Genomic DNA, 13,127 nt, shown 5'->3' with positions numbered 1-13,127 from the left:
GTGTGCATGGTGTGCGCCATAAGAGAAGGCCGGGAAGAGGGCGAAGGGCCTCCCTCCGGGGGAGGGGGTCCTCCCGCCGTCGTACTTAAACAGCAACGCGGGGTCACTTCTGGCCCATCCCGGGGTGTGGGATGGGCCGTAGGTGACCCCGCGTTGTGGTTGGTGCCTTGGTGCTTGGTGCCTAGAGGGTGGCGAAGACTTCGCGCAGGAGCTTGGCGGTCTCGGACGGCGTCTTGCCGACCTTGACACCGGCAGCCTCGAGGGCTTCCTTCTTGGCCTGGGCGGTGCCCGCGGAACCCGAGACGATGGCGCCGGCGTGGCCCATGGTCTTGCCTTCCGGAGCGGTGAAGCCGGCCACGTAGCCGACAACCGGCTTCGTGACGTGTGCCTTGATGTAGTCGGCGGCACGCTCTTCGGCGTCGCCGCCGATTTCGCCGATCATGACGATCGCCTTGGTTTCCGGATCGGCCTCGAACGCTTCGAGCGCATCGATGTGGGTGGTGCCGATGACCGGGTCCCCGCCGATGCCGATGGCGGTGGAGAAGCCCAGGTCGCGGAGTTCGTACATCATCTGGTAGGTCAGGGTGCCTGACTTGGAGACCAGGCCGATGGGGCCCTTGCCGGTGATGTTGTTCGGGGTGATGCCGACGAGGGCCTCACCGGGAGTGATGATGCCGGGGCAGTTCGGTCCGATGATGCGGGTGACCTGCTTGCCGTTGGCGTCGACCTTGGACTGGGCCAGTGCCCAGAACTCGGCTGAGTCCTGGACGGGCACGCCCTCGGTGATGACAACGACGAGGCCGATGCCGGCCTCGATGGCTTCAACGACGGCGTCCTTGGTGAACGCCGGCGGCACGAAGACGATGGAGACGTCAGCGCCGGTCTCGGCCATGGCTTCCTTGACGGTGCCGAAGACGGTGATCTCGGCGTCGCCGTGCAGGACGGTGGTCCCGGCCTTGCGGGCGTTGACGCCGCCGACGACGTTGGTGCCGGCCTTCAGCATCAGGGCGGTGTGCTTGGTGCCTTCGCCGCCGGTGATGCCCTGGACGATGACCTTGGAGTCCTTGTTCAGATAAATAGACATAGTCGGGTCCCTTTACTTCGCTGCGTTGGCGAGCTCGGCGGCCTTGTCGGCGCCCTCGTCCATGGTGGCGGCCAGGGTAACCAACGGGTGGTTGGCCTCGGCCAGGATGCGGCGGCCTTCCTCTACGTTGTTGCCGTCGAGGCGGACTACCAGCGGCTTGTTCGCGGAGTGGCCCAGCTCGGCCAGTGCACCGACGATGCCCTTGGCGACGGCGTCACAGGCGGTGATGCCGCCGAAGACGTTGACGAAGACGGACTTGACCTGCGGGTCGCCCAGGATGACGTCGAGGCCTGCTGCCATGATCTCGGCGGATGCTCCACCGCCGATGTCCAGGAAGTTGGCGGGCTTGACGTTGCCGTGGTTCTCGCCGGCGTAAGCAACGACGTCGAGGGTGGACATGACCAGGCCTGCACCGTTGCCGATGATGCCTACGGAGCCGTCCAGCTTGACGTAGTTGAGGTCCTGCGCCTTGGCCTTGGCCTCGAGCGGGTCGGCAGCATCCTTGTCTTCAAGGCTGGCGTGCTTCGGGTGGCGGAAGCCGGCGTTCTCGTCGAGGGAGACCTTGCCGTCGAGGGCAACGATGTCACCGGCGCCGGTCAGGACCAGCGGGTTGACCTCCACCAGGGTGGCGTCTTCCTTCTTGAAAACGTCCCAAAGCTTCAGGATGACGCTGGCGACCTTGCCGCGCAGTTCCTCGGCGAAGCCTGCAGCGGCGACGATTTCGTCGGCCTTGGCCTGGTCGATGCCGACGGCCGGGTCGATGGCGATCTTGGCCAGGGCTTCGGGGCGCTCAACGGCGAGCTGCTCGATTTCCATGCCGCCTTCTACCGAGCACATGGCCAGGTAGTTGCGGTTGGCCCGGTCCAAAAGGACGGAGAAGTAGTATTCCTCGGCGATGTCCGCACCCTGGGCAATCATCACGCGGTGGACGGTGTGACCCTTGATGTCCATGCCGAGAATGTTGGTGGAGTGTTCAAACGCCTCGTCAGCGGTCTTGGCGACCTTGACGCCGCCGGCCTTGCCGCGGCCTCCGGCCTTGACCTGAGCCTTGACGACCGTTACGCCGCCGATTTTCTCGGCAGCTGCCTTTGCTTCTTCAGGGGTGTGCGCCACGATGCCAGCAAGCACGGGTACACCGTGCGCCTCGAACATATCGCGCGCCTGGTATTCAAACAGGTCCACGGTTTAGTGTCCTTCTACGTCGAAGTAGTTTCTGTACAGCCGGACCCCGCGTTATCGCGGTTACCGGGCTGCGGAATAAACGCACCCTGCAACTAGCTTGGAAACGAGCCACACGGCGCAATGCTCCTCTCGGAACTCTAGCCCTTTCTTGAGACCGGCCCGTTCCAGACTACCCGTAATGTGAGTAAGGACACTATTCTATTGTGCGTAGAAAAACGGCTAGATTACGGGGTTTTTGGGGCTTCCGACGGCGTCTGGGAGGCCTGTTTACCGGCGTCCGAGATCAGTTCGTAATGGTCGCGCGAGACAAAGAAAGCGACGCCGGCGGAGACGTTTCCGCAGGCGACCCCACCGTTGTAGGCCGAGCAGCGCAGGCCGTTGCGCTCCAGGTTCTGGCCCTCCTCGAGGACGGGCAGCTGCGAAATCGGGCCTGAACGGGTCCCCTTGGGTCCGAATTCGGCCTCCTGCTGTGTGACGCCGGAGCGGCACTCGCCGTAGCTGGCGCTCTCCGGGGTGAGCAGCGCGGCACCGCCGAGGTAGCCAAGACCGGTGCCCCCGCAGTCATCCGCTGCGTCCTTCGCTGCGGGTGCCGGGTAGACCGCCAGGCCGCAGTGAGCCACCGGAACGGTCGCCAGTTTGTTGTTGGCGGAGTCCGAATAGCCGTTTTGCTCATAGGGAAGGTTCACGTGCCTGCCCCGTGCCGAGGTCAGCGAGCAGACCACGTTCCGGTCCGCGGTGACGAAGCTGAGCAGGTCCTGGCCCGCCGCGTACTTTGCCGCATCCGCCAGGGGTGCCCGGGTGAGCTGTTCCAGGGCCGGCAGCGGCGCGGGCGGAACGTAGCCCGCGTCTTTTTGCGTGACGGTGCACGCCGTGGACCCCAGCAGAAGGAGGGCGGCCAGGATCCCCAGAAGTGTCCGTCGCATGGGCTCCATTATGCCCGTACGGCTGGCTGGCCGCCGTCAGCGTCCGGCGGCCGGTGTCCCGCCGGAGGCGACGGCGGCTTTGACCACCTCGACGGCGGCGCCGACGCTGTCCGTCGCTTCGAACTGTCCGCGCATCGCCTCCGCCCGTGCGCGCCAGGACGGATCCCCCAGCACGGTGTCGACGGCGGAGCGGATCGCAGCGCTGCTGGGCGTTTCGGTCTTCAGGTTCACCCCGACCCGGGCATATTCCACCCGGGCGTTGACGTCGTTTTTGCCCTCGTTCAGGCCGGCCGTTACGAGCGGGACGCCGTGGGACAGGCTCAGCAGCACTCCGCCGAATCCACCGTTGGTGACGAAAACGTCCGTGGACGGGAAGACCCGGGCGAAGTCGATGTAGTCCCCGACCACAACATTGGGCTGCGGATACCGCCGTCGCAGTTCCTCCGTGCCCATGCCGCCGGTGGCCACGATGATGCGGGAATCCGTGTCCTTCAGCGCCTCGATGGTAGGGATCATCAGCTTCGCCGGGTCCCTGTTGTCCACCGTTCCCTGGGTGACGACGACGGTCCGGCGGTAGCTCCTGTCCGGTATCGGCTGCAGTGGGTCCGCCGCCGGAACAGTGGCGGCGTCCGCTTCCGTACCGGCTCCCGCCCGGTGCGGGAGCAGGGCGCCGACGTAGTGGACTTTGGGATTCAGGTTCCGCCGCGGGAAGTCCAGCGGCGCCGCGGAACGGAAATTCCGACTGCCGGCGCCCCGATGCTCAGACTGTAGGCGGGTGGGGTCCGCGGCACAATGATTCCGGGCAGGTCCCTGGCCGATTCCGCGCGGCAAAACTGCTCCGGACCAGCCGCCGGACGCTGCCGGCCGGTCGGGCCGCCTAGGCGTCGAGCTTGGTCAGCGGGGCGTAGCGGAGCAGGAGCCGCTTCTCGCCGACATTGAATTTCACCTTCGCCACCGTCTTGTCCCCTGCACCCTCGACGGCCAGCACGGTGCCGTTGCCAAAGCTAGTGTGGTTGACCTTGTCGCCCACACTGACGGCGACGATCTCCTTCTGCGGCTGCACCCGGTTCTTGGCGATGGCCGCCGGAACATCGGCGTTGAAGCCGGCGGACGGGCTGGCCTCGGTGCCGCGCGCGGTGCCGGCCCCCCAGAAGGATCCGCCGTAGCGGCTGGAGCCGATAGAGGAGCCGTTCCCCCAGCCGCCGGTCTGGCGGGTGGAGCCTTCGCGCTTCCATTCGACCAGTTCGGCCGGGATTTCCTCGATGAACTGGCTGGCGGGGTTGTACTGGCTCTGGCCCCACATGCTGCGGACCTCGGAGCGGGTCAGGTACAGGCGCTTCCGCGCCCGGGTCAGGCCGACGTAGGCAAGCCGGCGTTCCTCGGCCAGTTCCTTCGGGTCGGTGGCCGAGCGCTGGTGCGGGAACAGCCCGTGTTCCATTCCGGTCAGGAACACCACCGGGAATTCCAGTCCTTTGGCGGTGTGCAGGGTCATCAGGGTGACGACGCCGAGCCGTTTGGCTTCGGCGACGGCGGCCGCGAGCTGGTCCGGGGATCCCGCCGGGGCGTCCGGGATCTGGTCGGCGTCGGCCACGAGGGAGACGCCTTCCAGGAAGGCTCCGAGCGATCCCTCCGGGTTGTCACGCTCGTATTCACGCACGACGGCGACCAGTTCCGCGAGGTTCTCCACCCGGGACTCGTCCTGCGGATCGGTGCTGGAGCGGAGGGTTGCGAGGTAGCCGGTCTGTTCCAGAACCGCTTCCAGGGCGGCCGAAGCGCCCGAGCCGGAGGCCACCTCGGCGAGGTCGTCAAGCAGCTTCACGAAGCCCTGGACCGCGTTGACCGACCGGGTGGCCATGCCGGGGGCCTCGTCGGCGCGGCGGGCCGCGGCCATAAACGAGATCCGGTCGCGCTGCGCGAGGGACGCGACGGCACCCTCGGCCCGGTCCCCGATGCCGCGTTTGGGCTCGTTGAGGATGCGGCGGAGGTTGACGTCGTCGTCCGGGTTGACCAGGACCCGCAGGTAGGCCAGCGCGTCCTTGATTTCCTTGCGCTCGTAGAAGCGGGTCCCGCCGACCACCTTGTACGGCAGTCCGACGCGGACCAGGACATCCTCGATCGAGCGGGACTGCGCGTTGGTGCGGTAGAAGATGGCGACGTCGCCGGGGCGGAGGTCACCCTCGTCCTGCAGCCGGTCGATTTCCTTGGCGATGAACTGGGCTTCGTCGTGTTCGTTCTCGCCGACATAGCCGACAATCTTCTCGCCGTCGCCCTCCGCCGTCCACAACCGCTTCTCCGGCCGGTTGGGGTTGCGGGAAATGACCGAGTTGGCGGCGCTGAGGATTGTCTGGGTGGAACGGTAGTTCTGCTCGAGCTTGATGGTGCGGGCGTCCGGGTAGTCCTTCTCGAACTCCACGATGTTGCGGATGTCGGCGCCGCGGAAGGCGTAGATGGACTGGTCAGAGTCGCCGACGACGGTCAGCTCGGCGGCGCCGGGGCCCTCGCCGACGATCTCCCGCACGAGGGCGTACTGGGCGTGGTTGGTGTCCTGGTACTCGTCAACGAGGACGTGCCGGAAGCGGCGCCGGTAGGAATCGGCGAGCGCCGGAAACGCCCGGAACATGTAGACCGTCTCGGCGATCAGGTCATCGAAGTCCATGGCGTTGGCCTGGTGCAGCCGCTGCGTGTAGCCCTTGAAGACCTCGGCGACGGCCTGCTCGAAGGGGTCGTTGTGGTTGGCGCTGGAGGAGTAGCTGTCAGCGTCGATCAGTTCGTTTTTGAGCGCCGAAATCTTGTGCTGGATGGCTTTGGGGGCGAACCGCTTCGGGTCCAAGTCCAGGGTCTTGGACACGAGGTTGATCAGGCGCAGCGAGTCGGCGGAATCGTAGATGGAAAAGTTGGAGTTCAGGCCGACATTCTTGGCTTCGCGGCGCAGGATCCGGACGCAGGAGGAGTGGAAAGTGGAGACCCACATGGTCTTCGCCCGCCCGCCGACCAGGGCTTCGACCCGCTCCCGCATTTCAGCGGCAGCCTTGTTGGTGAAGGTGATGGCCAGGATCTCGCCGTGGTGCGCGCGCCGCGTGGCGATCAGGTAGGCGATCCGGTTACTGAGCACTCGGGTCTTGCCTGAGCCCGCACCGGCGACAATCAGCAGGGCACTGCCGGCGTGCTTGACGGCTTCTTCCTGCTGCGGGTTCAACCCCTCGAGGAGTTCCGCCGGGCCGGGCAGCTGCGGATGGTCCTGGTCCCCGGCGGGGCTGTGCCCGGGGCTGCCATGAGTCCCGAGACCGCCGGCTGAGTTCACGGCCGCCATACCGGTTCCCGCGGGCGTTTTCGTGCGCACCGCCGTCTTCGAAGCAGCTTGTAAGGGTCCGGCGGCGTAAGGGTCAAACAACATATCCATGGTGTTAACAAGTCTAGGCGGTGCCGCTGACACCGGCCGCCGCCCCCGCAGGACATGCCCTCCCCTGTCCGCGGCCAGTGGGCATAGTGCCACTATGCCCATTCCCCGCGGCCAACAAGGAGCATGTCCCGCGGCGGCGGGGGGCGTTGTGCGCCGGGGGCTACCCCGCGGAGCCGGATTCGAGCGCGGCACGGAGCTGCCGGACCGCCGTCGTACCTCCGGCCATGAACCAGTCCAATCCGTTGACCCGGACGACGTCGGCCGCCCCGCCGGCCGCGAGGACGATCGCCTGGCCGGGCAGCCAGTCCCACTCCGGGCAACTGTGCTGGAACCAGCAGCCCAGTTCGCCGTCGGCCACGCGGCTGAGGTCGCAGGAGCCCGAGCCGAACATCCGCAGCGCGGCGGCGGCGGTCGCGGCCGCGTGCCACGGCATCGCGCACATCGGGTCGGCAAGCCAGCTGGGGTGGATGTAGGTCGCGGCGCCGAGCTCGGACAAGGGGATGTCCGAGCGGCTGGGGCCCGCGACTCCATCGGGTCGGAATGTGGTCAGCCGTTCACCGTTGAGGCTGGCCGGACGGTCCGTTCCGCCGAGCCAGAGCTTGTCCTCCTCCGGCTGGAAGATCGCGCCGAGCAGCACCCCGGAGGAGTCCTTGAGGGCAATGGCGGAGCACCAGTAGGTGGAGCCGTGCAGGAAGTTGTAGGTGCCGTCGACCGGGTCGATTACCCAGGTCCTGCCGCTGGTGCCCGTCACGGAAGAACCTTCTTCGCCGAGGATGCCGTCGTCCGGGCGGCAGCGCTGGAGCTGTTCCAGCACGTACGCCTCGGCGGCGTGGTCAGCGGCAGTGACGACATCGGACACCGAGGTTTTTTGCCGGCCCTCCAGCCCGGCCTGGCGCATAAGGAGCGCCAGGGTCCCGGCCTCGCGCACGAGCGCCTCGGCGAGCTGGTAATCATCCAGGGCGGGGTTGAGTTCGGCGGTGCTGTGCCGGCCGAGCCGGTGTTTTCCAAGTTCAGTCACGCGCTCCAGCCTATCGGCGCCCGCCGGCAGTGAACAGGCGGCAGGTACCCGGCGGGCAGGCAGGCGCTGGCGGCCTGGGTGGCGGCCGGCGTCCGCTGCCCGGGCGGCCGGGCCATAATGGAGCCATGGCCAAGACACCCGCACAGCGAATCAAGAAGCACGGCTCCAACGCGACCGTCCCTCAGCACCACCTGCCGTCGGTGATCAACCCGAGCACCACGCGGACCCCGAAGAAGGCGCAGAACAACAGCAATCTGATCCTGATTGCCGGGGTCGTGGCCAGTCTGTTCCTGTTCTGGTACCTGCACCTGCTCACCCTGAACCAGCTCACGCAGCTCAGCGGGGGCATGGCCATGCCGGACTCCCTGATCGGGGGGTTCGACCAAAGCTTCGTGGAGGGCCTGCGGGCCGCTATGGACGAGGATGCCCGCGGGCAGCTCAACTACGTCCACAAGACGGCAGGCATGCTCTTTCCACTGATCTTCGGTTTCACCTGGCTGCTGCTGATCGGCACGAACGTGGCTCGGAAAGGACTGCGCTGGGCACTGTGGGCCGTGCCCCTGCTTTACGCAGCCGTGAAGCTGTGGGGCAATGCCACGATTGACTCGATGATGTCCGCCGACGCGGTCGACGCCGGCCAGGTTGCCCTGGCATCGGGACTCACCGTCGCCGGCTGGGTGCTGCTGGTCCTGAGCCTGCTGGTTGGAATCACCTCAGTGTTCCTGGGCCGCAAGCCTGCCGCCGCCGTTCCTCCCGCCTCGGGACATGCCCAGTCCTAAGCGCGGCCACTGGACATAGTGGCATTGTGTCCAACCTTCGCGGAACCCGGAGGGCATGTCCCACACCGGGGCCCACTACGGGAACCGTTGGACCGCCTAACCGGCCGGGCTCACGCCTCGTTGGCGAGGTACTCGCGAGCCTGTTCCGCACGCTGCTGAGCGCCGGCTATCTCGAAGTGCTCCGCCGCCTTCAGAAGTTGCTCTTGGGCGGCAGAGTGGTCGCCCATAGCGGCCCTGGCCCTTCCCAAGAGCAGGCACGCCTCGCCGAGAATCTGGGGCCCGGTGTTGTCCACCTCATTGCTGATGCCTTCAAGTATCGGTATAGCTTCTGCCACCTCGCCTGCAAGAAACTTCCAGTGCCCGCGGTTGAGCCTGAGCAGCACCAGGTCGCTAACGCTTCCGCCGACAACGTCGGTGGCCAGTTCTGCCCGTTCAATGCACCGCAGGGTGTCGTTATCCGCGATTTCGGCCGCGAGCCGCATGGCGGCCGAGGCCCTGTTGAACTTTGCCCAAACGTCAAGGTTCCTTGCCGGAGAAAACGTCGCCGCTGCGAGCTCGTGATATTCAAGCCCCTCCTGGACCTTGTTGCAGAGGAACGCAACATTGCCGATCACCCAGTAAACCTTGCCGATCAGTTGGTCATCGACTTCGGTAGAAACCGCGTCTGCCAGGGCTAGACACTCGATCCAGGCCTCCTCCAGCCTTCCGCTGTCTGCCAGGGCTGCGATCAGGGCCTGATGCGCTTTGACGAGGATCTCGACGTCTTCGTCTGTTACGAGTTCGGAAGCTGCCCGGGCGGCTTCCGCCGCCTCTTCCAGCAAGCCTGCACCCTGTCTTGCTTTGGCGACCAGAATGTAGGTCAGCGCCCTGGCCTGTGGCTCCATCGTTGCGTCTTGGCCACCAATGAGGTCTGCGGCGAGTGCTGCGCAGGCCTCAAACTCCTCGGCATCCAAGAGATTCTCGGCTTGCACGAATGTCATGTTCCACCAGGATTCCAGGTCCCCGTCAATGCGGGCAATTTCAGCCGCTTCATGTGCGCTGCGGGCTGCCTGAACGAAATCGTGATTGGTCCGGAGCTCGTATGCGCGCAATTCTGCGGCAGCGTATAACGGCGAAGCGGAGTGCAATGGCATGTCTCCATTATCCGTTGCCGCAGAAGCAGATCGGGACACGCCGCAAAAGCAGCGGCTGCACAGTTTTAGCGCAGGAAGTCCTCAGCTTCGCGCGGATAACATATTAAAGGACGAGTCACGAAGATTGTTCCGTCACGGCGTGTTGAATACCCCTATACTGAACCAGCACCACATGAGAAACATCAGCCACTTACGTATCAGGAGCACTCAATGAAGAAAACCCTTGCAACACTCCTCGTTGCCGGTGCGCTGGCCGCTGCCGGTCTTTCCGCAACCTCGGCAATCTCTGCCAGCGGCGAAAACTCCGGCCAGGGCGCAATCTCGGCCGTGTACTGGTGGCCTAACTCCACTCCGCGCTACTAAGCAGAGCAGCGTTCCAGGCGGGCACCGGACTCCACGTCCGTTGCCCGCCTTTGTCTTAATCGGACGATTTGCTCCGGACGCAAACGCCCGCCTCAGCTACTCGGAGCCGCGGGCTCCCGGCCCGATCAGGGCCTCGACCTGCGCGGCCGGCACGGGCCGGCTGAAGTAATAGCCCTGGCCGCTTGCGCAGCCCAGCCGGAGGAGTTCGGCTGCCTGCTCCGCCGTCTCGATGCCTTCGGCAACGGCTGTGAGCCCGCAGGCGTGGATGAGGTGCAGCACCGCAGCGACGAAGTTGCTCTGTTCCTCATCTGTTCCCAGCCCGGCGATCAGGCTCTTGTCGATCTTGACCACGTTGACCGGCAGCTGCCGCAGGTAGCTGATCGATGAATATCCGGTGCCGAAGTCATCGATTTCGAGCTGCACGCCCAGGCGCCGCAGCCCGCTCAGTGAATACTTGTCCACATCCCCGCCGTTGATGGCCATCGACTCCGTGAGTTCGACGATGAGGTTGGCTGCGTCCACCCCGGTTTCCTGGAGGATGTCGCGGACGTGGTCGATCAGGTCGAGGTTCTGCAATTCGGTCGTTGAGATGTTGACGCGGACGTTGAACTTGTCGTCCACGTTCAGCTCCTGCTGCCAGCGCCGCAGTTGGCGCACGGCGTTCTGCAGGACCCAGTGGCCCAGGTCCACGATCATCCCGGTCTCTTCGGCCAGGGGGATGAAGGAATCGGGCATCAGGAGGCCACGCTCCGGGTGGTTCCAGCGCACCAGCGCTTCCACACCTTCAATCCGGCCGGTGGCAAGGTCCACCACGGGCTGGTAATGCAGGGTGAGCTGGTCCTGGTGGATCGCCTCGCGCAGTTCGGTGATCAGCACGCTCTGCAGCCTGCGGGCATAGAGCAGCGCCGGTTCGAACACCTTGATGCTGCTGTGCGGCTGGGCTTTGGCGGCGTACATCGCGGTATCTGCCTCCATGACCAGATCGTCGACGGACTGTCCGGGTTCCGCGACCCGCAGCCCGATGCTCGTACCGCAGGTAATCCGGAGGTCCCCGATTTCCAGGCTCTCGCCGAGGGACTTGAGGATCCTGTTGGCGACCCGCCGGGCCCTGACCAGATTGGACTTCGGCAGCATCACCGCGAATTCGTCGCCGCCGAGGCGTGCGACCGTGTCCGTCTCGCGGACGGCCTGCTGCAGCCGCCGCGAGATCACCCGGAGGACATCGTCACCGGCGCTATGGCCCAGGGTGTCGTTGATGCCCTTGAACGAGTCGAGGTCAAGGACCAGCAGTGCCGGCGGCAGTTCTCCCCGGGTCGTCTCCGCGAGCGCGTGGCCCAGCACCGAGTTCAGCGCCGTCCGGTTGGCCAGTTGAGTCAGCGGGTCGGTCAACGCCATCCGCTCCAGCTCGACCTGGGCGTCGCGCAGCATAGCCGTCCGGCTTTCGACGCGTTCCTCGAGTTCCTGGTAAATGGTCTGCAGGTCATCCGCCATCAGGTTGATTCCGGCGATGACCGCCGCGACGTCGTCCCTGGCCCCGGACTGGGGAATCCGGGTGGTCAGGTCACCACTGGCGATCCGGACGATGCCTTCAACGAGGGCGTGCAGCCTGGGGTCCGGCGGATCAGTCTTCACTGGCGTAGGGCCCTAACCAGTCGATGGCCTCGGCTTCGGACATAAAGAACTGCGCCGGGACGGTCTCGGTCTTCGACCGCAACAGATAATGCGCGATCACACGGTCGACGGGGCTTTCGCCCACGAGGGCAAACGCGGACGCCGCAATAGAGCTGCTGTAGACGTGCCGCGCTTCGGGGCTGATGCCCACCACCCCCGTGATGACCAGCAGCACAGGCATGCGCCGGCCGTTGGCCAGGGCCCTGACTGCGGCTCCGGCCACCCGGGCCTCGGGTCCCTCAATTTCGGCGTCGGCGGGAAGCTCGATCTCGATGATGCCGCCGTCGCGCAGACGAACTCCGATCACGGCGGGCGTCCGTGATACCGACAAAATATCTTCCGTGTCGGCAGGCTCTGCGGGGGTCAGTTCGCCCGGTTCGGCCAAGGCATCGATCGTCATCGGAAGTCAGTCCAGCGGTGGGCCGGAACAGCCGGATTGCGGGGCAGGCCGGCGTCGTCGTCGACAACACCCTCCCCCATGCCCGCCAAGGCAGTCACTGCCCTAAAGCGCCGCAAGCCTAGCTCATCAGACATTCGTCCCCATTGGACTCCGACGTCGGCCACCCGCCGTGCGCGGGAGTCACGTCGCGCACGCCGCACCGGAGTGTTCCGGTGAATGCCCCCATGATAATCCAAGGTCAGTCGATCGTGAGACATAAGACACCCCGAACTGATCTGCCCGTCCGCCCAGGAGCCCTGCCTTAGACGGCACCGCGGGACGCCGGCGTCGCCCGCGCCCTGGCCAGCCGCCGGACCGCGCGCTCCTTGCCCACCCGCTGCGCGACCACCAGCCCGACGGCGGACGTGCCGATCGTGATGGGATATCCCATCAGCCGCTCCAGGGCGCCGGGCTCCGGCACGCCCATGCCGGTCACGCCGCCGGCGATCAGGGCGCCGAGGGACACAACTCCGCACACGAGGATGAACCTGCTTAGCGGTGTCTGCCGCAGCCAGAGCCAGCCCAGCAGCACCAGCGCCAGAGCCCCTGCCGCGAAGTACAGGATGGCGCCCAGCCCATGCCACGCGGAGCCGGCGTCCTCGGGAGCCAGCCCCACGATGACGGTCCCGAGGCCGGCGGCGGCGGTGAGCGCGCGCGCGGCGATCGCCGTCGCCCACGGGATCCGTCCGCCCGGAACCAGGGTGAACCGTGCGCCGGGCTTTGCGGCCATACACAGCACCGGCACGCTGATCAGCAGCGCACCCACCATCATGCCGATCCCCTGGACCACGAAGGAGGCGTTCATGAGCACGTGCGCCGGCGAGCAGACGTCCCGGCCGTCGAAGACTCCGCAGCCCACGGCGCCCAGGTCACTGATGAAGCCGGTCCGGCGGCTGTACGGCTCCGTGCCCGCCCATGCTCCGATCACGGCGGCCTCTGCCACGAAATACTGCAGCACGCTGAGCAGAGCCAGCGCGCCCGCATAGAACCTGGTTGACGGCAGGTCCGGGATGTAGATGATGTCCTGGGAGGGCTGGCCAGTGGGGGCGGTCATGCCAAGAGCGTAGTACGGCCTGTCACCTTGTATGCTTATATCCGTGTCCGAACGGGCCGGCCAGCGGCCGGCCAGCTGGGA

12 protein-coding genes are annotated in these 13,127 nt (G+C 66.1%); 2 read left to right on the top strand and 10 right to left on the bottom strand.

Annotated features, from left to right (window positions below):
- Positions 1 to 181: 181 nt before the first annotated feature.
- From sucD to AC50YM_RS17285, 6 genes are all read right to left on the bottom strand, one after another.
- Entirely contained in the window at positions 182 to 1,084 is a 903-nt protein-coding gene (sucD, locus tag AC50YM_RS17310) for a succinate--CoA ligase subunit alpha (RefSeq protein ID WP_494958180.1), read from the bottom strand.
- Positions 1,085 to 1,096: 12 nt separating this feature from the next.
- Entirely contained in the window at positions 1,097 to 2,266 is a 1,170-nt protein-coding gene (gene sucC, locus AC50YM_RS17305; RefSeq protein WP_494958179.1) for an ADP-forming succinate--CoA ligase subunit beta, read from the bottom strand.
- A gap of 224 nt (positions 2,267 to 2,490) precedes the next feature.
- Positions 2,491 to 3,198: a hypothetical protein gene (locus AC50YM_RS17300; protein ID WP_494958178.1), complete on the bottom strand. Its 708-nt coding sequence runs from the start codon at positions 3,196 to 3,198 to the stop codon at positions 2,491 to 2,493.
- A 27-nt stretch (positions 3,199 to 3,225) separates the two neighbouring features.
- Complete coding sequence (locus AC50YM_RS17295; RefSeq protein ID WP_494958177.1) at positions 3,226 to 3,732, bottom strand: glycosyltransferase; 507 nt, start codon at positions 3,730 to 3,732, stop codon at positions 3,226 to 3,228.
- Positions 3,733 to 4,066: 334 nt separating this feature from the next.
- The gene (pcrA, locus tag AC50YM_RS17290; protein WP_494958185.1) at positions 4,067 to 6,583 is read right to left on the bottom strand and encodes a DNA helicase PcrA; all 2,517 of its coding nucleotides are present in this window, start codon (positions 6,581 to 6,583) and stop codon (positions 4,067 to 4,069) included.
- A 166-nt stretch (positions 6,584 to 6,749) separates the two neighbouring features.
- A complete protein-coding gene (locus tag AC50YM_RS17285) occupies positions 6,750 to 7,607 on the bottom strand; it encodes an inositol monophosphatase family protein (RefSeq protein WP_494958176.1) in 858 nt (285 codons plus the stop codon).
- A 125-nt stretch (positions 7,608 to 7,732) separates the two neighbouring features.
- Here AC50YM_RS17285 and AC50YM_RS17280 point away from each other — a divergent pair, with 125 nt between their 5' ends.
- Positions 7,733 to 8,386, top strand: coding sequence for a hypothetical protein (locus AC50YM_RS17280; protein WP_494958175.1), 654 nt, complete (start codon positions 7,733 to 7,735; stop codon positions 8,384 to 8,386).
- A 110-nt stretch (positions 8,387 to 8,496) separates the two neighbouring features.
- Here the strand turns inward: AC50YM_RS17280 and AC50YM_RS17275 are convergent, their stop codons facing one another.
- A complete protein-coding gene (locus AC50YM_RS17275; protein WP_494958174.1) occupies positions 8,497 to 9,519 on the bottom strand; it encodes a hypothetical protein in 1,023 nt (340 codons plus the stop codon).
- 210 nt (positions 9,520 to 9,729) lie between these two features.
- Here AC50YM_RS17275 and AC50YM_RS17270 point away from each other — a divergent pair, with 210 nt between their 5' ends.
- Positions 9,730 to 9,882 carry a hypothetical protein gene (locus tag AC50YM_RS17270; RefSeq protein ID WP_494958173.1) on the top strand — a complete coding sequence of 51 codons (153 nt, stop codon included), beginning with the start codon at positions 9,730 to 9,732 and terminating at the stop codon, positions 9,880 to 9,882.
- A 96-nt stretch (positions 9,883 to 9,978) separates the two neighbouring features.
- Here AC50YM_RS17270 and AC50YM_RS17265 read toward each other — a convergent pair whose 3' ends face one another.
- The 3 genes from AC50YM_RS17265 to AC50YM_RS17255 form a co-directional block, all read right to left on the bottom strand.
- Positions 9,979 to 11,514, bottom strand: coding sequence for a putative bifunctional diguanylate cyclase/phosphodiesterase (locus tag AC50YM_RS17265; RefSeq protein ID WP_494958172.1), 1,536 nt, complete (start codon positions 11,512 to 11,514; stop codon positions 9,979 to 9,981).
- Positions 11,504 to 11,953, bottom strand: a complete 450-nt coding sequence (locus AC50YM_RS17260) for a DUF7793 family protein (protein ID WP_494958171.1) — start codon at positions 11,951 to 11,953, stop codon at positions 11,504 to 11,506. The genes AC50YM_RS17265 and AC50YM_RS17260 overlap by 11 nt, the downstream gene beginning before the upstream one ends.
- A 301-nt stretch (positions 11,954 to 12,254) precedes the next feature.
- Positions 12,255 to 13,046, bottom strand: coding sequence for a DUF998 domain-containing protein (locus AC50YM_RS17255; RefSeq protein WP_494958170.1), 792 nt, complete (start codon positions 13,044 to 13,046; stop codon positions 12,255 to 12,257).
- Positions 13,047 to 13,127 lie beyond the last annotated feature (81 nt).

It is taken from the genome of Pseudarthrobacter sp. RHLT1-30-1, from assembly GCF_059383415.1.
Note: the sequence above shows the minus strand (reverse complement) of the source record. Positions and strands in the feature narration are given on the sequence as shown.

Bases quoted from the DNA above. Each gene is read 5' to 3' on its own strand.
- sucD (WP_494958180.1), bottom strand. From the start codon at position 1,084: ATGTCTATTTATCTGAACAAGGACTCCAAGGTCATCGTCCAGGGCATC.
- AC50YM_RS17300 (WP_494958178.1), bottom strand. From the start codon at position 3,198: ATGGAGCCCATGCGACGGACACTTCTGGGGATCCTGGCCGCCCTCCTT.
- pcrA (WP_494958185.1), bottom strand. From the start codon at position 6,583: ATGTTGTTTGACCCTTACGCCGCCGGACCCTTACAAGCTGCTTCGAAG.
- AC50YM_RS17280 (WP_494958175.1), top strand. From the start codon at position 7,733: ATGGCCAAGACACCCGCACAGCGAATCAAGAAGCACGGCTCCAACGCG.
- AC50YM_RS17275 (WP_494958174.1), bottom strand. From the start codon at position 9,519: ATGCCATTGCACTCCGCTTCGCCGTTATACGCTGCCGCAGAATTGCGC.
- AC50YM_RS17270 (WP_494958173.1), top strand. From the start codon at position 9,730: ATGAAGAAAACCCTTGCAACACTCCTCGTTGCCGGTGCGCTGGCCGCT.
- AC50YM_RS17260 (WP_494958171.1), bottom strand. From the start codon at position 11,953: ATGACGATCGATGCCTTGGCCGAACCGGGCGAACTGACCCCCGCAGAG.
- AC50YM_RS17255 (WP_494958170.1), bottom strand. From the start codon at position 13,046: ATGACCGCCCCCACTGGCCAGCCCTCCCAGGACATCATCTACATCCCG.